Below are 20,168 nucleotides of genomic sequence, written 5' to 3' on the forward strand. Positions count from 1 at the left end.
ACGGTCATCGCCGACAAGTAGTTCGAAACCCCAGGAGGTTCACATGATGCGCACTATCGATACCAAAGCACTGTTCAACAACGAGCAAGTCGAAAACCTGTTCTTCGGCCCGGCCCGCGCTTACGCAAGCCTGACCGTCGACTTCGCCGAGAAGCTGACCAGCGCCCAGCTGGAAGCCGCCAAGGCCTACACCGAGACCGGTCTGGCCCAGGCTCGCGCCTTCACTTCCGTCAAGGACGTCGAAGGTCTGCGCTCCTACATGGAAGGCCAGCAGAAGGTCGCCAAGGACCTGACCGAGCGCCTGAAAGGCGACGCCGAGAAGGTCGTGGCCCTGCAGCAGGACTTCGTCTCCAAGAGCCAGAAGCTGGCCGAAGAGAACGTCAAGCAGGCCACCGACACCGCCACCAAGGCTACCGCCAACGCCAAGTAATCTGGCTACGGCAGACGCCTGAACGACTCAGGTCGTTCACCAAGCGGCCCCCGATTTCAATCGGGGGCCGTTTTGCGTCTGCAGCCAGCGTCAATCAAGGCGCTGCCTTGTGACACCGCCACCAAGGCTAGCGCCAACGCCAAGTCATCATGACTGGCTCGGGCAGACGCCTGTCCGGCCACGCACACGCCACGCGTGGCAATTCCGACGCCGATTCCATAAGCTGACAGCACACAGGGCCCAACGACATTCGTTGCAAGGAGACCGCGCCATGAAGGCACCCTACCCGCTGTTGTCACGCCGATTCCGCCTGGCGGTAATCGCCATCCTCGCCTTGCTGATCACCGGCTGTCAGAGCGTCAGCACCACCGGCACGTCCCGCGCCCCGGAGGTCATCGATATCGGCGAACCCGACACCCCGATCGAACAGCCGGGCCCGAGAGACGACCAGCCCACCGCCGATCAAGCCAGGGTCCCCAGGGAGATCCCCTTCCCCGCCGACGTCTACGCCCAGCTGCCGAAGAGCGGTAGCGCCGTGCTGTCCGGCAGACTCACCCTGAACACCCCCGCAGGCCCGGTCATCGGCGGTGGCGAGACGGTATCGGTCGCACCGATCACCAAGTACTCCGCCGAGGCGGCGGCCCAGGCGCTGGCCGGCCGGGCGGTGGAACGCGCCGACCCACGGGCCCGCGAATACACCCACACCACCCGCACCGACACCAACGGCTACTTTCAGCTACGCGACCTGCCCCCCGGCGACTTCTACGTTTCGGGCACGGTGGTCGATCCGGCCAGTGGCAGCCGCCAGATCGTGATCAAGGAAGTCACGCTAAGAAATGGTGGCCACAGCGAGATTCAGCTCAGCCGCTGATACCGCGTACCGATTCGACCTGGCCCTGACAACAGGACGGCGACCCATTGCGGGTCGCCGTCTTGCTTTCCTGGAGAGCTTTCCTGGAGATGCCCAGACCGCTACCAGTCCAGTGCCTTCTTGACGAAGGGGATGGTCAACTTGCGCTGCGCCGACAGCGAGGCGTTGTCCAGCACCTCGAGCGAGCGAAACAGCTCACTGAGCTCGCGTGCACCACGATGCAGGATGTAGCGCGCCACCTCGTCGGGCAACTCCATGCCACGCAGGTGGGCACGCAGCTTCAACGCTTGCATGCGGTCCTCGTCGGACAGCTGCCTGAGGTGGAAGGTCATGCCCCAGGTCAGCCGCGACGCCAGATCCGCCAACTTGATATCGAGTTGCCGGGGCGGGCGATCCGCGGCGATCAACAATCGCTTGCCGCTGTCTCGCAGCCGGTTGAAGGCATGGAACAGCGCCTCCTCCCAGCGCTTGCGCCCCACCACTCGATCCAGATCATCGATGGCCACCAGGTCGAGACGCTCCACATCCTCGAGCATCAACGGCGGGAAGTGGCCCAGCTCCTCCAGTGGCAGATAGAGGGTTCGCAGGTCCCGCGCGGAGGCCTGGTGGCAGGCCGCCTGCAACAGGTGGCTACGACCGACGCCGTCGCCCCCCCACAGGTACAGAAAGGGCTCGCCGTTGTCATCGAACTGATGACTCAGGCACTCCACCAGGGTGGCGTTGGCACCCGGATGGTAGTTGTCGAAGGTCGCGTCGTCGCGCAGTCCGACGCCCAGAGGCAACTGCGCGGGGGCTCGACTCATGAGGACTCCTCGTTGGCGGCGGAGGGCTCCTTGTCGGATTCATGCTCCGCGTCATAGAGCGACGAATTCTTATACGTATCATGCAGGTAGCGCAAGATGACCATCACCATGGCCGCCACCGGCAGCGCCAGCAGCACACCGGTGAAGCCGAACAGCTGGCCGCCGGCCAGCACCGCAAAGATGACCGCGACAGGATGCAGGCCAATCTTGTCCCCCAGCAGCTTCGGCTGCAGCAGGGTGCTTTCCACCAGTTGCCCGAAGCCGAACACCAGCCCCACGCCCAGCAGTACCAGCCAGTCGCCGAACTGGAAGAAGGCCACCACACCGGCCACCGAGATCCCCACGATCACGCCCAGATAGGGCACGATGCTGGCAAGCCCTGAGAGCAGCCCGATCAGCAGGCCAAAGCGAACACCCAGCAGCGTCAGTCCGATGGCATAGATGACGCCGAGACACAGCATCACGATCAACTGGCCACGCAGGAAGGCCGCCAGCACCTCGTCGCACTCCTTGGCCAGCCGAACGGCCGTCGGCTCCCACTGACGCGGCAGCAGACGCCTGACCTTGCCCACCAGCACGTCCCAGTCCAGCAGCAGGTAGAAGGTCACCACCGGAATCAACGCCAGATTGGCCAGCCAGCCGACCAGCGCCATACCCGACCGCGACACCTGGGCCAGTACGCTGGCGGCGACGGTACCGGTTTCTTTCCAGTTTTCCAGTACTGCCTTGCGCAGTGCATCGAAGTCGGTACTGAGATCGAGCCCGGTCAACGACTGCAGCTCCGGCAGCACCGTGCTCTGAATCCAGCTCAGTACCGCCGGCAGCGCTTCTACCAGCTGCCCGATCTGCTGTCCCAGCAGCGGCACCAGTAGCAGCAGCGTCAGCCCGACCAGGAGCGTCAACAGCACAAACACGACGCTAACCGCCCATTGACGCGACAGCCCGCGCTCCTCCAGGCGATCGGCGATAGGGTCACCCAGATACGCCAGCACCATGCTGACGAAGAAGGGCGCCAACACCGGTTCGATGCTGACGAAGAACCACAGCACAACAGCCGCCACCGCGGCGACGATCCACCACTGCTTGCTCATTCGCTTTTCCCCGAAAGAAACCACCATCCCCTGTGATGCCCGACCGATAGTGTGCCATGGCTGCGATGGCCGAAGCACAGTGCTACAATCTCCGCCCCCAACGTGCCCATTGTCTCACGTTCGTCCGCTGGTGCGCACCACGCCCGCGGGTCGACCGACTCCACAGGATCTGTCATGACCGACTCCTCCTCCTCCCCCGAAAGGGCTTCGCTCAGCTACAAGGACGCCGGTGTCGATATCGACGCCGGCAACGCCCTGGTCGATCGCATCAAGGGCGTCGCCAAACGCACCACCCGCCCCGAGGTAATGGGCGGGCTGGGAGGCTTCGGCGCGCTGTGCCAGCTGCCCAGCGGCTACCGTGAGCCGGTGCTGGTCTCCGGCACCGACGGGGTCGGCACCAAGCTGCGCCTGGCCATGGACCTGGGTCGCCATGACACCATCGGCATCGATCTGGTTGCGATGTGTGTCAACGACCTGGTGGTCGCCGGCGCCGAGCCGCTGCTGTTCCTCGACTACTATGCCACCGGCAAGCTGGACGTCGATATCGCCGCCGACGTGGTCAGCGGCATCGGCGAAGGCTGCGAACGTGCCGGCTGTGCTCTGGTCGGTGGCGAAACCGCCGAGATGCCCGGCATGTACGAAGGTAGCGACTACGATCTGGCCGGCTTCTGTGTCGGCGTGGTGGAGAAGGACGAGATCCTCGACGGCACCAAGGTCGCCGCCGGTGACGTACTGCTGGGCCTGAGCTCATCCGGCCCTCACTCCAATGGCTACTCCCTGATCCGCAAGATCCTCGAGGTGGCTGACGCCGACCTGTCCACCGACATCGACGGCCAATCACTGGGCGACGCCCTGATGGCGCCGACACGCATCTACGTCAAGCCGCTGCTGGAACTGCTGCGCCACGACGACTATCAGGTCCACGCCCTGTCCCACATCACCGGTGGGGGCCTGCTCGAGAACCTGCCCCGGGTACTTCCCGAGGACCTCACCGCCCACGTCGATACCAGCCTGTGGCAGCGCCCTGCGGTGTTCGACTGGCTCAAGCAGCAGGGCAACGTGGACGAACATGAGATGCACCGCGTGCTCAACTGCGGCATCGGCATGGTGCTGGTGGTACCTGAAGATCAGGCCGACCAGATCCGCGCTCACCTGCAGGCCCAGGGCGAAGGCGTCCATCGCATTGGCCACATCGCCGCGCGCCAGGGCGACGAGGAGCAGGTGCAACTGGAGATGCCGGCGTCATGAGCGAGGGCGTGAACGAGGGCGAGCTCAACGGCTTCACCCCGGAAGAGGCCACCCAGCCACGGGTGGTAGTGCTGATCTCGGGGGGTGGCACCAACCTGCAGGCCCTGATCGACGCCCAGAGCCACGACGAACTGGGTGGCGAGATCGTGGCCGTGGTGTCCAATGTCGCCGACGCCTACGGTCTGAAGCGGGCGCGTGATGCCGGCATCAACGCGGTGGCCCTGCCCCACCGCGAGTACGACAGCCGCGAGGCCTTCGACGGCGCCCTGATCAAGGTGATCGAGCGCCACGAGCCTGACCTGGTGGTGCTGGCCGGCTTCATGCGCATCCTGACGCCACGTTTCGTCCAGCGCTTCATGGGGCGGATGATCAACATCCATCCGTCGCTGTTGCCGGCCTATCAGGGCCTGCACACCCACGCCAGGGCACTGGCCGACGGCATCGACGAGCACGGCTGCAGCGTACACTTCGTCACCGAGGAACTCGATGGCGGGCCGGTGGCGATCCAGGCCGTGGTCAAGGTCAACAAGGATGACACCGAAGAGACCCTCAAGGAGCGAGTGCTGAGTCGTGAGCACCTGATCTTCCCGATCGCGGTACGCTGGTTCCTCGAGGGGCGTCTGCGCCTGCAGGGCGACATCGCGACCATCGACGGCCAGCCGCTGCCGCCGGGCGGCATGCGACTGTCCCACGAGGACGCCGCCGAGGAACTCGACGAGGACGACGAGTCCCGGTGAAATCTGGCCGCGCTGTCGCCTGAAACAACAAGGCCCGCCGAGCGATCGGCGGGCCTTGTTGTCTGTGGGCCTTGCATGCAGCAGTCGCGTGAGCGGTAAGCCCTCGCCTCTTCGCACTCAGGTGCGCGGCAGAGTCACTCCACGCTGGCCCATGTACTTGCCGCCACGATCGGCGTAGGAAGTGTCACAGATCTCGTCAGATTCCAGAAACAGCATCTGTGCCACGCCCTCGTTGGCGTAGATCTTGGCCGGCAGATTGGTGGTGTTGGAAAACTCGAGGGTCACGTGACCTTCCCACTCCGGCTCCAGCGGCGTCACGTTGACGATGATGCCGCAACGCGCATAGGTGGACTTGCCCAGGCAAATGGTCAGCACGCTGCGCGGGATGCGAAAGTACTCGACGGTCCGCGCCAGCGCGAAGGAGTTGGGCGGAATCACGCAGACATCGCCCTTGATGTCGACAAAACTCTTCTCGTCGAAGGCCTTGGGATCGACCACCGCCGAGTGAATGTTGGTGAACACCTTGAACTCGTCGGCGCAGCGCACGTCATAGCCGTAGCTCGAGGTCCCATAGGAGATGACCCGCCGGTCGTTGACGTAGCGAACCTGATCGGCCTCGAAGGGCTCGATCATGCCCTCGTTCTCGGCCATGCGGCGGATCCATTTGTCGGACTTGATGCTCATGGGACTTCCTGCTGGGTGCTCGAAGAGTGGACGCGTTCGGTGGGGCCACATGATAGCGGCCCCTCGCTGCCACGTCACGATGCAAAGGTGATAGGCGCCTGACAGGCGCTTGATGAGGATCAGCCGGCGACGCCGCCAGGCGTCACCCTCCGCTGGCCCTTACTCGCTGAAGCTGATGCTCGGCCCCTGGTCGCCACCGTCACCGTCGATCTGCTCGGCCACCTGACGCGCCATGGTGCGGAAGGTCGTCGCCACTTCGCCGTCGGGCTCGGCGACCACGCTGGGACGTCCACCGTCCACCTGCTCACGAATGCCCATCGACAGCGGCAGGCGCCCCAGCACCCGGGTATCGTACTCCGCAGCGATGCGCTCTCCGCCCCCCTCGCCGAAGACCGGCTCACTGTGGCCGCACTTCGAACAGGTATGCAGGCTCATGTTCTCGACCACGCCCAGCACCGGGACCTTGACCTTGCGGAACATCTCGATGCCCTTGCGCGCGTCCAGCAAGGCGATGTCCTGGGGCGTGGTGACGATCACCGCGCCGTCCACCGGTACCTTCTGGGCCAGGGTGAGCTGGATGTCACCGGTGCCCGGCGGCATGTCCACGAACAGATAGTCCAGGTCGCTCCAGCGTGTCTGGTTGAGCATCTGCTGGAAGGCTCCCGCCACCATCGGGCCACGCCACACCATGGGCTCGCGAACGTCGACCATGAACGCCATGGACATGGCCTGGAGGCCGTGGGCCTCCAGCGGCAGGAACTGGTTCTCGCCGCTCGCCTGGGGGCGCACGCCTTCGCCGACTCCCAGCATCTGCGCCTGGCTGGGCCCGTAGATATCGGCGTCGAGAACGCCGACGCGATAGCCTTCGGCGGCCATGGCCAGCGCCAGATTCACGGTCACCGTCGACTTGCCGACACCACCCTTGCCCGATGCCACGGCAACGATATGCTTGACCCCTTCGATCACGTCTCGCTCCTGTTTCCAGATGGGCGCGGTTAATCCGCCGGGCCAGTATAGGGCCCAGGCGGCGCGAGGTTAAGCGAAGCGGGACCGCCAAACGCAGCGGCGGGCCCGAAGGCCCGCCGCTGTTGCTTCCCGCAACCTTGCCGACGTCACCGCCGGCAACCGTCTCGCTGACGCTCAGTTGGTGCTTTCGGTGCTGGCGTCGTCGGTGACCGAGGCTGCCGCATCGCGCACCTTCTCGGCAGCCTGACGGGCCACGTCCTTGACCGTCTCGACGGCCTCGGCGGCACCGGAGGCTACCTCATCGGTCCACTGGGTAGACGACTCCTCGCCCTCGGCGGCCGCATCGGCGGAGCCCTCTTCGCTGGCCGCATCCGCCTGGGAAGCGTCGGCGGAGGAACCTTCCCCGCTCTGGGAGGCGTCGGCAGAAGCCTGATCACCCTCGCTGCCACCCGGGGTCTTCTCCATGGACTCGGACGAGGCCACGTCCTCGTCCTCGGCGGCGCTCTCGTTGGAGCCCTGCTCGCTGGCCGAGGCCGCGCTGTTGCCCGAGGACTGAGAAGAGTCCTGCTCCTGCGACGACTGTTCCTCTGCCGCCGACCGCTTCGCCGACTGAACGGCGATATCGGCCTGGCTCATGCCATCACTGCTCTGGTCGCCGCTGTTTTCGCCGCCACCACTCTGGTCGCCATTGCTCTGGTCGCCACCCCCGGAGCTGATGACCTCGACGGAGCCGCTGCTGCTTTCGCCCTGGGACGAGGCCTGCTCATCGGCACTACCCTCGCTGTCGCTGCCTTGACCGGAGGATGCGCCGTCAGAGAGCTCGGCGGTGGCACGATCGAGGTTCTCGAGCTCGATGCGCCAGGTGTCGAGTTGATTGTTGAGACGAGCCAGACGCTGGCGACGCTCGTCGGCACGGGCCTCGAGTTCATCGATCCTGGACTGCAGCTCATCGCGGCGGGCGACCGCTTCCTCGGCACGGGACTCGGCCTGGCGAACACGCGCCTCGGCCTGCTCGCGTTGCTCGGCGGTGCTGGCCAGCGTCTGCTCGAGGCGGGCCTGGGCCTGCTCGGCCTGCTTCTGCGCCTCCTGCTGCTGGCTCTCGAGGCTCGCCACTTCTTCCTCGAGTGAACCGACGGCGCTCTGCTTCTCTTCGATGGAGCTTTCCAGATCACTCAGGCGCTTCTCGGCGTCATCGACCTCACCGGTCAAGGACTCAGCCTCGGACTTGAGCGAATCACGACGCTCCACCAGCTGCTGCTGTTCGTTCTGCGCCTCTTCCAGACGATTGCGCGCCGCCACCAGGTCGGACTGCAAGGATGCCTGGGTGGATTCGAGTTCCTTCAGATCGGCCTGTACCTGGGCGGCCTGCTCTTCGGCTGCCGCCTGGGCGGTACGCGCTTCGGCCTCCTCGGCCTTCAGGGTTTCGAGCTGGGCACGCATTTCCTCAAGCGAGGTCTCGGCCTCTTCCCACTGGGATACCTGGCTCTCGAGCTCGGCACGCTGGGCTTCCAGGGTAGCCTGGCTCTCCTCCAGCCCGGACACCTGCTCGCGCAAGGTCTCGACGCGTGACTCGCTGGCATCGAGTTCCTTGGTCAGGGCAGTGCGTGCCTCGCCGTTGGAACTGGCGCTGAGCTGGGCACCGATGGCCCAGATCAGGCTGACGCCGGCCACCGCCGCCAGGCCCTTGACGCGGTTGTCCTTGAACAGCTCCTTGGCATCCTTGCCGGAGGCTGAAGACTGGGTCGCCTCGGAGGTGTTGCCATCCTTCTCGGTGTTGTTGTCCTTGTCGGGATTGATCTCTTCCATTCGGGGGTCTCCCTTGGGGTGGGACGGGTCCTGAGGTTCGAGGACCAAAGTGATCACAGCATACTGCCTGACTGCGGGCGCGTCAGGGGTGTGCTCCATCAAAAATACGCGCTAGCGAGCATTAGAAAATTGCCGTGTACCCTATCCGAGCATGTTTTCCGCAGAGCGTCGAGCCCCATTAGCGAAGCGCAGGAGTCTGCGGAAAGCCGCCCTCACAAGCGTTCAGGATGCAGCGACTGTTCGATGCGCTACGTCTCCGGCTTGCCGCGTAGCGACTTGAGCTTGCCCCGCTGCTTCTTGCCTTCGAGGCGACGCCGCTTGGCCGCCTTGCTGGGCCGGGTGGCGCGACGCGCCTTGGGAATCACCAGTCCCTGCTGCAACAGCGATTTCAGCCTCGCCAGTGCCGCTGCGCGGTTGGCCTCCTGGGTGCGTTCCGACTGGGCCTTGATGATCACCACTCCGTCCTGGGTGATGCGATGATCATTGAGCGCCAAAAGGCGCTCCTTGACGTCGTCAGGCAACGACGATGCCTGAATATCGAAGCGCAGATGAATCGCCGAGGCGACCTTGTTGACGTTCTGGCCGCCGGCTCCCTGGGCACGAATCGCACTCATGGCGATCTCGCTATGAGGGACCGACAGACGTCGACTTAGTTGCATCTTGCCTCCCTCCTGGTGGCTTGTGATAAATAACGGTAGATGAACGGCGTTGGTGACCAGTATCGCTGGTCGGTGCCGATGCCCGGTGCTGATACCCAGTGCTGATGCCCGTTGCCGATGCTCAATGTTGATGCTCAACGCCAGGCCGTCGGCGGCCCCATCCGGTGAGAGCGACACACTTCAAGGCCTGATCGGACCGACGCCGAGCCCCTTGAGCATGACACGACGAACGGCCTTGAGCAGCGGATAGCTGAGGCGTGCTCGCCGTCTCGACGACAGCCACCACAGCATCCCACGCGACAGCGGACCTCGACCTCGCCCGGCCACTGCCGCCATACGTACCGCCTGATCACCATGGTAGCGCTCGTCGCCGAGCTCCAGCACCATACCCTCGTCCAGGCGACAGCCCAGACGCTCCAGACGCCGGACCTCTTCGGGGTGATGGCGCGCATCAACAAGTTCCAGCCGTCCCTTGGACAGTCCGTAGCGCGACACGAAGCTCCGACACAATGGACACTGTCCATCGTAGATCAGCCTGGCGTCGGATTCGGTGCGGGATTCCTGGTCTGCAGATGCCACTCGTTCCTCCCGGCGTACCCCCGCCCTTAGACCATCTGGTTGGGCAAGGGTTTGACGCTGACACTGGCTCCCAGCGTATCATGCCCTATCCCTCAAGGACGATTCGGGCCCATGACAGCACCGCGCTGGTACCAACACGCCGTCTTTACTCTGCTGCCACGGCTCGCCTTCTTCATGTGGCGGGTGCTGACCCACTTTCTGCACAATCGGGGAATGCTGCTGGCGGGCGGGGTCGGCTTCAATATTCTGCTGTCCACCATTCCGCTGTTCGCACTGATGGTGGTGGCGATGGCTCAGGTCGTTGACGAGCAGCAGCTGCTCAATGTGATCGCCATGCAGGCACGCCACATCGCCCCTACCCACGCCGAGGTGATGCTGGAGTCGGTGCGCGCACTGCTGGACTCCCGCGACGCGATCGGCATCTACGGCATCCCTGTGCTGCTGATCTTCAGCTCCTTCGCCTTTCGCATGCTGGAAGACGCCCTGGCGCTGATCTTCAGAAAGCCCGACGTCAAGGGCACCCGCAGCCTCTGGGTGTCCTTCCTGTTGCCCTACGCCTTCATGCTGGTGCTGAGTGCGGCGCTGCTGGCGCTGGCCATGGCGGTCAGCCTGGCCAGCACCCTCAATGGACTGTGGATGGCGCTATACGGCCGTGAGCTGCCCATGGCCTCGCTGTCGGAGCCGGCCCTCAACCTGACCAGCTTCGTCGGCGTCTTCCTGCTGTTCAGCGCCATCTACAAGGTCCTGCCGGTGGTACGCATTTCCCTGAGGCGCGCCCTGGCCGGGGGCTTTGCCGCCGCCCTGATGTGGGAAGGGGTCAGGATCGCCCTGGTCTACTACTTCGCCAACCTGTCACTGGTAAGCGCGGTCTACGGCCCCCTGGCGACCCTGATCGTGGTGCTGCTGAGCCTCGAGATCGGCGCCGTGATCCTGCTGCTGGGCGCCCAGGTCATCGCAGAGCTCGAGCACAACTGCCGCCTCGGCCTGCCCTGGCACCAGGACCCTCGCAAGCGCTCGCGGGTCGATGCCCTCAGCGGCGCTGCGGCTCCTTGCCCTGCAGGCGACGAATCAGCCCCATCAGGCCGCGACCGCTGATCATGCCCAGCAGGTAGATCACCACCACCAGCAGGGCCATCGGCATGGCAATGGTCCAGCCGAGCAGTTTCACCTGCACCATCTCGATGTTCTGCACCACCAGGATGGCGATCAGCGCCAGAATCACGACCTTTACCACCAACCAGAACTTTTCCATCGAAGACTCTCCTTGTGCCCGACACGGGCGTTGCGATGTCGCCACGCCGAGCTCGAAATTGTGTCAAATCGAGCGTCGGCCAGCGTGTGAAACATGGTCGCGGGGTGGCGGACTGTCAAGCTGGCCGGTCGAGGCACATCCTGCTCCCGCGTCGGTATCTCCACCGTCCTGCACAGCCCACCAGCGAGGTCAGAAGGTGGACAGGCCGCTGGCCTCCATCAATCGATAGCGCCAGCCATCGAACCAGCCAGCCTCGTCCCGCGGCGCCCAGGCTCGGCTGGTTCGACGTCCGTCGCTCGAGTCCCAGCGCTGGTCGAACCAGGCGCCGATTTCGTCGATGGCGGCGACCCCTCGCCCTTTTAGCAAGACGCTGCTTTCAAGATTGAAATCGTCGAGATTGCGTCGGGTCAGGTTGGCCGAGCCCAGAATCACGGCGTCTGCCAGCTCGTCCTGCGCCGGACCCCTTCTCACCAGCACCACCTTGCTGTGGCACTGCTCACCGTCGGTGACACACCAGCGCACCTGAACGCCCGCGTCCAACAGCTCTTCGGCCACCGGCTGGTTGGGCAGGCCTCCCTTTTCGAAACCGAAGGCCTCACGATTGGGGTCAAGCAGCACCCGAACCGCCACTCCTCGCTCGCTGGCCTCCTTCAGCGCCTGGACCACCCCGCGGTGGGCGACGTAGAAAGCGGCGACATCCAGCCGATCGCCAGCGACGGTGTCATCGACCTGAGCGTGCACGGCGTCACGGATGGCGGCTTCGGTCAGCAGTTGCGCCATCGCGCCATCCGATGGCTCGGCCTCGGGCGCTGGCGACTGCGATACCTCGACGCCGGACCAGGACGCCACCTCGGCCTCGGAGGCGATGACGTCACGGGCCACCGGCCCATCGATCCTCAGCGCCACGTTGGAGTGCAGGCTGCTGCCGTCGTGAGGATTGGCCGAGGTGATCAGTGTCGACCACCCTTCGGCGTGATCCACCGTCAGCGTCTTGCGATGATTGGCGCGAAAATTGAGCAGCGCCAGGTAGCTTCTCAGGGTCACCGGCTCGCCACCGAAGGCATTGGGCAGCCAGCCCCCGTCCGGGTCGTTGCCAAGCCGATCCAGTCCCAGATGCCAAAGGCCTGACCACAGCGGGTTGGAGGCGCGCAGGCGATCGAGACGGGTGATGGCAAGCTCGACCCCCGCCGCCTCGAGGCGCTGATAGAGCGGCACCCGCTGGCCTCCATAGAGAGTATTTAGGGGGTCGGTGATCACTACCACTCGCGGCGCCGGTTGGCGCTGGCGGGCGGCGATCAGCGCATCGGCAAGGCGTTCGGCCAGGGGCAGAAAGTCGCCCCCGCCACTGCCCTCGAGGCGATTGAACAGGAACATGTCGACGACGATCAGCCGGCGGGCACCCTCGATCATCGCCACCGCTTCGTCAAAGATGTGCTGATCAAGATGACGGCGGCCACCCTCGTCATACCAGGTTCGATCGGCGAGAAATTCGACCTCGCCCACTGGCCGCTCGGGCCAGGCCTTGCCGACGTTTTCCGGTAGTGGCTTGATACTCTGCCACAGCCCCATCCCCGCCCAGGCGACCAGCAGTACTGCCCCGCTCCATTTGATCGTGCGTCCCAGCCTGGCCATAGCGTCCTCTTGGCGAATTCATCCGTGGCGCACGAGCATAGCCCAAAACGTTTCACCCAAACACGTACCCGTCTCCGCCGTCGCAGGCAGGGCGATGCAGCAGCCTCAAACGCTCGCGCCCGGCACAGGGCCGGGCGCGAGAGACCATCGACGGTCAGTGGGAGATCGCTCAGCTCAGCGCCAGCACCCCACCGCAGACCGCGATGGCGGCGCCGAGGGCACGCACCAGGCGCTGTTCGCGGCTGGCCAGCCGGCCACCCAGCACCCGCGCCAGCATGGTGATGGCAAGCGTCGAGGCCGAAAAGCCCACCACGTAGGCGACGAGTGAGGCGGCTGCAGGCATCTCGGCGCCGTGGGCGATGCCATGCATCGTCATCAGGGCGATCACCAGGCCTCCGCCAAGCGCTGCCGGCAGACGCATCAGCGCCGCCACCATGACCCCGGCGATCAGCACCGACAGCGCAATTCCCCCTTCCACACCGGGCAAGGCGCCGGCGGGAAGCGCGCCGGACAGCGCCAGACCAGCCCCGGCCAGCATGCCAGCCAGTGCCATCAGCGGGGTAAAGCGTCGCATGGCTGCCCCCTGCCCCAGACTCCACAGGCCAATAGCCGCCATCGCCAGCAGGTGATCGAGCCCCAACCAGGGGTGCATCAGGCCGGCGGCAAGGCCGCCATGCTCGACGCCGTGGCCGGGGTGCGCCAGCGCCAGCGGTGCGACAAGGCCAGCGGCCATGGCGCCGGCGATCGCCAGGGAACGGGAAGAAACACGAGAACGCTGTGTCATGACAGACTCCTTGTTGACTGAGAACGCAACGCTTCGGCTGCGTGGTAACGGGCGATTCAGGCTTCCACTGCCTCGGCTCGCCGGTCGGGCAACATGCCCCGCTCGAGAATGAAACCGATGATGGTGTCGAGACCGACGCCGTCATACAGATTGGTGAAGACGAAAGGACGTTCGCCACGCATCTTGCGCGAGTCACGGTCCATCACCTCCAGCGAAGCATGCACCTGCTCGGCAATGTCGATCTTGTTGATGATCAACAGATCCGACTTGGTGATGCCCGGCCCGCCCTTGCGCGGGATCTTGTCACCCGCGGAGACGTCGATGACGTAGAGCGTCAGGTCCGACAGCTCAGGACTGAAGGTGGCCGACAGGTTGTCGCCGCCGGACTCCACCAGCACCAGTTCGAGCCCAGGATGGCGGCGGTGCAGCTCGTCGATGGCCGCCAGGTTCATCGAGGCGTCCTCGCGGATCGCGGTGTGCGGACAGCCGCCGGTTTCGACGCCGAGGATGCGATCCGGCGACAGCGCCTCGTTGCGGGTCAGGAAGTCGGCGTCTTCCTTGGTGTAGATGTCGTTGGTCACCACGGCGATATCGTAGTGATCACGCAGGGCCCGACACAGCTGCTTGAGCAGCGCCGTCTTGCCCGAGCCCACCGGGCCGCCCACGCCGACGCGCAGGCACTGGGAGGGAGTGGTTGAAGTGGTCATGGTGTTCTCCTGCCTGTCATGTAAGGCCATTCCCCGACGTGTCGAAGACCGGAGAATGGCGCCGTCGATACCCCGGTATCGATGGCATCGTTGTCACTCGCTCAGCTGCGAAACAGCCGCGAGTACTGGGTTTCGTGCAGGCCGCTGGCCAGGGCGAGCCCCGGCAGCGCCGGCCCCATGTCGTCATCGTCGATGATCAGGGCACGCCCCACCGCCTCGACCAGCGCCGGACGCAGCCGCTCGACCAGTCGCTGGGCCGCGGTATGCCCGAGCGGCAGCGCCTTGCAGGCTGCCGCCAGCTGGTTCTCGAGCCAGGCCCAGGCAAACCCCAGCATGGCCTGTCGCGGCGGCAACCCGCGGGCTACCGCCAGGGCGCTGAAGGCGGTCACATAGCCAGGCTCGTCAGGCAGCCCGGCCTCGGGCGCCAGCCCCAGGCTGCGCATCAGGCGCACCAGCGACGCGCCCAGCTGGCGATCCTCTTCGCGCAGCTCTCGGGTCTCGCGTACCGCCCCCAGCCAGCAATCCCAGTGCGCAACCACGCCTTCGTTGCCTTGCTGCCAGCCCTCGACGAGTCGCGCCAGGGCAGGCAGTTCCGCCACCGCCAGGCCATCTTCCAGCACGCCCTCGAGCCAGTCGCCAAGACTCTTCTCATCGTGAACCCAGCCCAGTTCGAAGGCGCTCTCGAGCCCCTGGGACCAGGCGAAGGCGCCGATCGGCAACGCCGGGCTGACCAGCTGCAGCAGCCCCAGCAGGGCCAGATCATCGTGCGCCTGTGACGCAGACTCGATCCCGGCCATCAGGTGATCTCCTGAGCGTGGCTGTGTGAAGAGCCATGTGAAGAGCCGTGTGAAGAGCCATGTGACGAGCCGTGTGAATGGCCATGCCCGTGCGAATGCTCGTGCGAATGCCCGTGCCCATGGTCATGAGAATCACTGTGCGAATGCCCATGCGAATGCCCACCCATGGTGTAGGCGCCCGGCTCGGGATCGAAGGGTGCCTGGTGGTGCTCGAGCCGCGCACCAAGCCGCTCGGCCAGCTCTTCCAGCACATGGTCCGGCGCAAAGCGCACGTAGCAGCAGGCGTCACCCTGGTACTCGCCCTCGCCGATACCGAGGGTCACGTGACGGTTGCCCAGGTGGTAGCACAACCGAGCCAACGCAAGGCCAGCGTCCGGCCCCGGCGCGACCCAGGCGGTCACCACCGGTTCCGGCGCAGCGATGACCCGGACGCGGCTGCCGTCCTCGGCCTGAAGACCGTCGCCGTGGCGCAGCACCGGCCCGCGTTCGAGAAACAGACCCGCCGCACGCCCACTGTCCAGGGTCACCCGCAGGCGCCCCTTGATGCGATCGTCGTAGCTCAGGGTCAGGGTGTCCTGGACGCCGTCTTGCCCATCGCCGACGGGCAACGGCCCGAGCCGGCGGGTCAGCGACAATAGCGAACTCATGGATGACTCCTTGGTACTGTCAGCGGCACTGTCGAAAACCGTCATCATCGCTGACTCAAAAAAGGTGATAGCGCTGGGCCAACGGCAGCACGTCCAGCGGTTCACAGGTCAGAAGCTCGCCATCGCAGGTGACCTCGTAGGTCTGGGCGTCGACCTTGAGATCCGGGCAACGGTCATTGAGCTTCATGTCGCCCTTGCGCACCGCACGCACATCCCGGCAAGCCACCAGGCGGCTTTGAAGCCCCAGCCGATCCTTGAGCCCCGCATCCAGCGCGGCCTGAGAGACAAAGCTCACCCGGGTCGCTGCGGCGGCCTGGCCCAGCGCTCCGAACATCGGACGGTAGTGCACCGGCTGGGGTGTCGGGATAGAGGCATTGGGGTCGCCCATGGGTGCCATGGCGATCATTCCCCCCTTGAGCACCAGCGCCGGCTTGACGCCGAAGAAGGCCGGATCCCACAGCACCAGGTCGGCCAGCTTGCCCACCTCGACTGAACCGATCTCATCGGCCAGGCCGTGGGTGATGGCGGGGTTGATGGTGTACTTGGCCACATACCGGCGGGCACGCAGGTTGTCGGCGCCACGTTCTTGATCTTCCGGCAGTAAACCACGCTGCACCTTCATCTTGTGAGCGGTCTGCCAGGTCCTGCACACCACCTCACCGACGCGTCCCATGGCCTGGGAATCCGAGGCGATCATCGAGATGACGCCGAGGTCATGCAGGATGTCCTCGGCGGCGATGGTCTCGCGGCGAATGCGCGAATCGGCGAAAGCCACGTCCTCGGGAATGTTGGGGTCGAGGTGATGACACACCATCAGCATGTCCAGGTGCTCGTCGACGGTGTTCACCGTGTAAGGCCGGGTCGGGTTGGTCGACGACGGCAGCACATAGTCCTTCGAGCAGGCGGTGATGATGTCCGGTGCGTGGCCGCCCCCGGCGCCTTCGGTATGGTAGGTATGGATGCCGCGCTGCTTGAACGCCGCCAGGGTGTCCTCGACGAAACCGGACTCGTTGAGGGTGTCGGTGTGGATCGCGATCTGCACGTCGTAGCGCTCGGCCACGCTCAGGCAGGTATCGATGGAGGCCGGGGTGGTCCCCCAGTCCTCGTGCAGCTTGAGCCCCATGGCGCCCGCTTCGATCTGGGCCTCCAGCGCTTCAGGCAGGCTGGCGTTGCCCTTGCCGAGCAGACCGATGTTCATCGGCAGGCTGTCGCAGGCCTTGAGCATCTGGTGGATGTGCCAGGCCCCCGGCGTGCAGGTGGTGGCGTTCGATCCGGTGGCAGGCCCGGTACCGCCCCCCAGCATGGTGGTGATGCCGCTGGCCAGGGCCTCGTCCACCAGCTGCGGACAGATGAAGTGCACGTGGGCGTCGATGGCGCCGGCGGTGAGGATCTTGCCCTCGCCGGCGATGACCTCGGTGCCGGGTCCGATCACGATGGTGACGTCCGGCTGGGTGTCTGGATTGCCGGCCTTGCCGATGGCGGCGATGCGACCCGCCTGAAGGCCCACGTCGGCCTTGACGATGCCCCACCAGTCAAGGATCAGGGCATTGGTGATGACGGTGTCCATCACCGTCTGGTCGAGACGCTGGCTCTGCCCCATACCGTCACGAATGACCTTGCCACCACCAAACTTGACCTCGTCGCCGTAGTGGGTGGCGTCCTTCTCTACCTCGATCCACAGCTCGGTGTCTCCCAGGCGCACCCGGTCTCCGACGGTGGGGCCATAGATGTCGGCATAAGCCTGACGACTGATCTTCATCGGGCGTCCTCCTGGCCGCTGTCGCCGCTGGGTGCACCGGCATCGTCCAGCGCGCCCATGACTTCACCGCGAAAGCCGTAGATATGACGACGTCCGGCGAAGCTCACCAGGGTGACCTCACGGCTCTGCCCCGGCTCGAAGCGCACCGCGCTGCCGGCGGCCACGTCCAGACGAAAGCCCCGCGCCCTGTCGCGATCGAACGCCAGTGCCGGGTTGGTCTCGGCGAAGTGATAGTGGGATCCGACCTGAATCGGTCGATCTCCGCGATTGGCCACCTCCAGCGTGACCCTGTCGCGACCCTCGCACAGGGCGATGTCACCGTCCTTCAGTTGGTATTCTCCGGGGATCATCCCGCGCCCTCCCTATTGGTATCAGCGTATGAGCCTGTCGCGTCGCCCCCGGATCAAGCCGGGGCCTGGCAGCGTCACGAGATCGGGTTGTGCACCGTTACCAGCTTGGTGCCGTCGGGAAAGGTGGCCTCGACCTGCACCTCGTCGACCATTTCCGCCACCCCTTCCATCACCTCGTCACGCCCCAGTATCTGGCGCCCTCGGCTCATCATCTCGGCCACACTCAGGCCTTCCCGGGCACCCTCCATGATCTCGCAGCTGATCAAGGCCACCGCCTCGGGATAGTTCAGCTTGAGCCCCTTGGCGCGTCGCCGCTCGGCCACCAGGCCAGCGGTAAACAGCAAGAGCTTGTCCTTGTCACGCGGTGTCAGCTCCATCCTTTCATCCTCGATGTTGGTCAGGGTGGCCAGGGGTCGCCTGTCCCGCCCGGCATGACATTCAGGTAAACCAGATGCGTGGCACACAGGCCTCGCGATCCATCAGCATCGGACGCAGCAACGTCCAGGCCGCCTCGCACAGCGACCAGGCCTCGCGCCGCGAGTGACCGAGGTAGCGCAGCAGCAGGACGCCATCACGTACGGTGACGGCCCAGCGCTCGGCTTCACCAGCGCCGGGACTGCCGGCAAGGTCATTCCCTCCCTGCCCCAACCCTTGGCGCAGACGTTCGATCGCCGCGGACTCGTCTTCGAGCCCGACCGCCCACAGGGTTGCCTGGACGCTGCACCCTCGCTGCCCCCAGGCGCCGTGAAAACGACGATGGTCAGGGTCGAGGGGCTGGCGCTCGATCCACAGTGGTCGTCCGTCCCGGGATAACCGGAAGCGCTGTTCGAGGTGGCCGCTGGCAAACGGCAGATCACTGGCCGGCCGGCCCAGCGCCAGCACCTCCCAGCCCAGGCAGCGGGCGCTGCCGGAAAGCTCGATCTCGGTGGCCTGCACCCCTCGCGAGCCGTCGAAGGCGATGGTTTCCTGGGGCAACCACTCGAGCAGCCCGCCCTCCTCGACCACCAGACGAGTGCGCTGGGACCAGGCCACGGCGTTGCGGTCGGCCCGATACAGCTTGTTGGCCGCCGGTGTGGTCAGCAGCGCCCGCGCGCCCGCGCCCACCCGCGCCTGGATATCCAGGATATCGCCGCTGACCAGCCCCCCCGGGGGATGCAGCAGATAGACGTGGCAGGTGCCGTCGCGGCCTTCGGGGTAGAAGGGACGCTGCACCCGCAGGGGGCCGCGATGATCCACCCGATAGAGGCGAGTGGCCTGGCCATCATGGCGAAAGCCGAGATCGAGGCTGGCCTCCCAGCGCCGTCCCGCGTCGAAGCGATGGCCGTGCCGATCGGTCGAATCCTGTGTTGTCTGCGCGCTCATGGCTCTCCCGGGCGGTCCGTCGAGTCGGCGTGGCAAGCGAAAGTAAAAAAGGCCACCACCATTGCCCAATCAAGGTGCAAGCCCCGTACCAGCTTCTCGAATCTCTATTTTTCTACTTAATTTTCAATTTCTTATAGAACAACCAAGGATTGCACCAGAGAAAAGCACGCCTTTGGTAGCGCACAAAAAAAGTGCGCAACCTTACGATTGCGCACCATTGATGTGCAGCGATTCATCCTGATTGACGCGCTACCGCTCAGACGGTCAGGTAGCGCTTCACCACGGCGTCGTCGAGCTCACCGATATCACCGACGGCGACTCTCCGCCCGCGATCGAGGATGGCGAAGTGGTCGGCGAAGCGACGGGCAAAGGGCAGTTTCTGCTCCACCAGCAGCACGGTCAGCCCATCATCGGCGATCAACCGACGGATGACTTCGCCGATCTGGGCGACGATATTGGGCTGGATGCCCTCCCCCGGCTCGTCGAGGATCAACAGCTTCGGCTCGATCACCAGGGCGCGCCCGATCGCCAGCTGCTGCTGCTGACCGCCGGACAGATCGCCGCCACGCCGGTGACGCATCTCCTTGAGTACCGGGAACAGCTCATAGATCCGTTCGGGCACCTGGCGCAGGCCATCACCACGGGCGGCAAGGCCAGTGCGCAGGTTCTCCTCCACCGTCATCAGCGGAAAGATCTGGCGTCCCTGGGGCACATAGCCCACGCCCAGGCGTGAGCGATCCTCGAGGCGACGCTTCTCCAGCGCGACACCGTCGGCGTAGTGAAGCTCACCGCCGGTGATCGGCACCTCGCCCATGATCGCCTTCATCAGGGTGGTCTTGCCGACGCCATTACGACCCAGCACACAGGTACAGGCCGCCCTGGGCACGTCGAGATCGAGATCCCACAGGGTATGGCTCTCGCCATAGAACTGATTGAGCCCGCGAATGCTCAGCATCGATCCACCTCCTTGCCTGTCTCTCGCGCCCACCGGCCGCAGACCTTCG

Annotated in this window: 23 protein-coding genes; 5 read left to right on the forward strand and 18 right to left on the reverse strand. The window is 65.3% G+C overall.

The features are described 5' to 3' along the window. Window positions 1–46 precede the first annotated feature (46 nt). Window positions 47–430, forward strand: a complete 384-nt coding sequence (locus EBB56_RS16650; protein ID WP_045992506.1) for a phasin family protein — start codon at window positions 47–49, stop codon at window positions 428–430. Window positions 431–701: 271 nt separating this feature from the next. Beyond that, window positions 702–1,301, forward strand: coding sequence for a carboxypeptidase-like regulatory domain-containing protein (locus tag EBB56_RS16655; protein WP_108133089.1), 600 nt, complete (start codon window positions 702–704; stop codon window positions 1,299–1,301). Window positions 1,302–1,402: 101 nt separating this feature from the next. On the opposite strand, the gene hda is transcribed toward EBB56_RS16655, so the two are convergent. Then, complete coding sequence (gene hda / locus EBB56_RS16660; RefSeq protein WP_045992482.1) at window positions 1,403–2,104, reverse strand: DnaA regulatory inactivator Hda; 702 nt, start codon at window positions 2,102–2,104, stop codon at window positions 1,403–1,405. Beyond that, the gene (locus EBB56_RS16665) at window positions 2,101–3,195 is read right to left on the reverse strand and encodes an AI-2E family transporter (RefSeq protein ID WP_124804863.1); all 1,095 of its coding nucleotides are present in this window, start codon (window positions 3,193–3,195) and stop codon (window positions 2,101–2,103) included. Before EBB56_RS16665 ends, hda begins: the two co-directional genes overlap by 4 nt. 174 nt (window positions 3,196–3,369) lie before the next feature. Between EBB56_RS16665 and purM the strand changes: the two genes are divergently transcribed. Then, complete coding sequence (gene purM / locus EBB56_RS16670) at window positions 3,370–4,443, forward strand: phosphoribosylformylglycinamidine cyclo-ligase (protein WP_108133088.1); 1,074 nt, start codon at window positions 3,370–3,372, stop codon at window positions 4,441–4,443. Next, window positions 4,440–5,180 carry a phosphoribosylglycinamide formyltransferase gene (gene purN / locus EBB56_RS16675; protein ID WP_124804864.1) on the forward strand — a complete coding sequence of 247 codons (741 nt, stop codon included), beginning with the start codon at window positions 4,440–4,442 and terminating at the stop codon, window positions 5,178–5,180. The genes purM and purN overlap by 4 nt, the downstream gene beginning before the upstream one ends. 117 nt (window positions 5,181–5,297) lie before the next feature. Here purN and dcd read toward each other — a convergent pair whose 3' ends face one another. The 5 genes from dcd to EBB56_RS16700 form a co-directional block, all read right to left on the reverse strand. Beyond that, entirely contained in the window at window positions 5,298–5,864 is a 567-nt protein-coding gene (gene dcd / locus EBB56_RS16680; RefSeq protein WP_045992486.1) for a dCTP deaminase, read from the reverse strand. Between the two features lie 159 nt (window positions 5,865–6,023). After that, window positions 6,024–6,827, reverse strand: coding sequence for an iron-sulfur cluster carrier protein ApbC (gene apbC, locus EBB56_RS16685; protein ID WP_185696467.1), 804 nt, complete (start codon window positions 6,825–6,827; stop codon window positions 6,024–6,026). A gap of 177 nt (window positions 6,828–7,004) precedes the next feature. After that, window positions 7,005–8,636 carry a hypothetical protein gene (locus EBB56_RS16690; protein ID WP_124804866.1) on the reverse strand — a complete coding sequence of 544 codons (1,632 nt, stop codon included), beginning with the start codon at window positions 8,634–8,636 and terminating at the stop codon, window positions 7,005–7,007. Between the two features lie 248 nt (window positions 8,637–8,884). Then, window positions 8,885–9,295 (reverse strand): alternative ribosome rescue aminoacyl-tRNA hydrolase ArfB, encoded by a 411-nt coding sequence (arfB, locus tag EBB56_RS16695; RefSeq protein ID WP_045992488.1) that lies wholly within the window; start codon window positions 9,293–9,295, stop codon window positions 8,885–8,887. A gap of 180 nt (window positions 9,296–9,475) precedes the next feature. After that, entirely contained in the window at window positions 9,476–9,874 is a 399-nt protein-coding gene (locus EBB56_RS16700) for a DCC1-like thiol-disulfide oxidoreductase family protein (RefSeq protein ID WP_124804867.1), read from the reverse strand. A 111-nt stretch (window positions 9,875–9,985) separates the two neighbouring features. Here EBB56_RS16700 and EBB56_RS16705 point away from each other — a divergent pair, with 111 nt between their 5' ends. After that, complete coding sequence (locus EBB56_RS16705) at window positions 9,986–10,969, forward strand: YihY/virulence factor BrkB family protein (RefSeq protein ID WP_124804868.1); 984 nt, start codon at window positions 9,986–9,988, stop codon at window positions 10,967–10,969. Here the strand turns inward: EBB56_RS16705 and EBB56_RS16710 are convergent. From EBB56_RS16710 to urtE, 11 genes are all read right to left on the reverse strand, one after another. Next, a complete protein-coding gene (locus tag EBB56_RS16710; RefSeq protein WP_045992490.1) occupies window positions 10,905–11,126 on the reverse strand; it encodes a DUF1049 domain-containing protein in 222 nt (73 codons plus the stop codon). The genes EBB56_RS16705 and EBB56_RS16710 overlap by 65 nt on opposite strands. 189 nt (window positions 11,127–11,315) lie before the next feature. Further along, the gene (locus EBB56_RS16715) at window positions 11,316–12,758 is read right to left on the reverse strand and encodes a phospholipase D-like domain-containing protein (protein ID WP_045992491.1); all 1,443 of its coding nucleotides are present in this window, start codon (window positions 12,756–12,758) and stop codon (window positions 11,316–11,318) included. 169 nt (window positions 12,759–12,927) lie between these two features. Continuing rightward, complete coding sequence (locus EBB56_RS16720) at window positions 12,928–13,542, reverse strand: HupE/UreJ family protein (protein ID WP_083970370.1); 615 nt, start codon at window positions 13,540–13,542, stop codon at window positions 12,928–12,930. A 56-nt stretch (window positions 13,543–13,598) separates the two neighbouring features. Beyond that, complete coding sequence (gene ureG, locus EBB56_RS16725; RefSeq protein ID WP_045992492.1) at window positions 13,599–14,249, reverse strand: urease accessory protein UreG; 651 nt, start codon at window positions 14,247–14,249, stop codon at window positions 13,599–13,601. Between the two features lie 101 nt (window positions 14,250–14,350). After that, entirely contained in the window at window positions 14,351–15,046 is a 696-nt protein-coding gene (locus EBB56_RS16730; protein ID WP_045992493.1) for an urease accessory protein UreF, read from the reverse strand. After that, window positions 15,046–15,693 carry an urease accessory protein UreE gene (locus EBB56_RS16735; protein ID WP_124804869.1) on the reverse strand — a complete coding sequence of 216 codons (648 nt, stop codon included), beginning with the start codon at window positions 15,691–15,693 and terminating at the stop codon, window positions 15,046–15,048. The genes EBB56_RS16730 and EBB56_RS16735 overlap by 1 nt, the downstream gene beginning before the upstream one ends. A 55-nt stretch (window positions 15,694–15,748) precedes the next feature. After that, the gene (ureC, locus tag EBB56_RS16740; RefSeq protein ID WP_045992494.1) at window positions 15,749–17,452 is read right to left on the reverse strand and encodes an urease subunit alpha; all 1,704 of its coding nucleotides are present in this window, start codon (window positions 17,450–17,452) and stop codon (window positions 15,749–15,751) included. Further along, on the reverse strand, window positions 17,449–17,802 hold the full coding sequence (locus tag EBB56_RS16745) for an urease subunit beta (protein WP_045992495.1): 354 nt from the start codon (window positions 17,800–17,802) through the stop codon (window positions 17,449–17,451). Before EBB56_RS16745 ends, ureC begins: the two co-directional genes overlap by 4 nt. Window positions 17,803–17,876: 74 nt before the next feature. Further along, window positions 17,877–18,179, reverse strand: a complete 303-nt coding sequence (ureA, locus tag EBB56_RS16750; RefSeq protein ID WP_045992496.1) for an urease subunit gamma — start codon at window positions 18,177–18,179, stop codon at window positions 17,877–17,879. Between the two features lie 61 nt (window positions 18,180–18,240). Further along, the gene (locus EBB56_RS16755; protein WP_108133077.1) at window positions 18,241–19,164 is read right to left on the reverse strand and encodes an urease accessory protein UreD; all 924 of its coding nucleotides are present in this window, start codon (window positions 19,162–19,164) and stop codon (window positions 18,241–18,243) included. 256 nt (window positions 19,165–19,420) lie between these two features. Next, window positions 19,421–20,119 carry an urea ABC transporter ATP-binding subunit UrtE gene (urtE, locus tag EBB56_RS16760; RefSeq protein ID WP_045992498.1) on the reverse strand — a complete coding sequence of 233 codons (699 nt, stop codon included), beginning with the start codon at window positions 20,117–20,119 and terminating at the stop codon, window positions 19,421–19,423. Window positions 20,120–20,168: the final 49 nt, after the last annotated feature.

Origin of the sequence: Halomonas sp. YLB-10, assembly GCF_003856855.1 — a bacterium.
GTDB classification, from domain to species: Bacteria; Pseudomonadota; Gammaproteobacteria; order Pseudomonadales; family Halomonadaceae; genus Halomonas; species Halomonas litopenaei.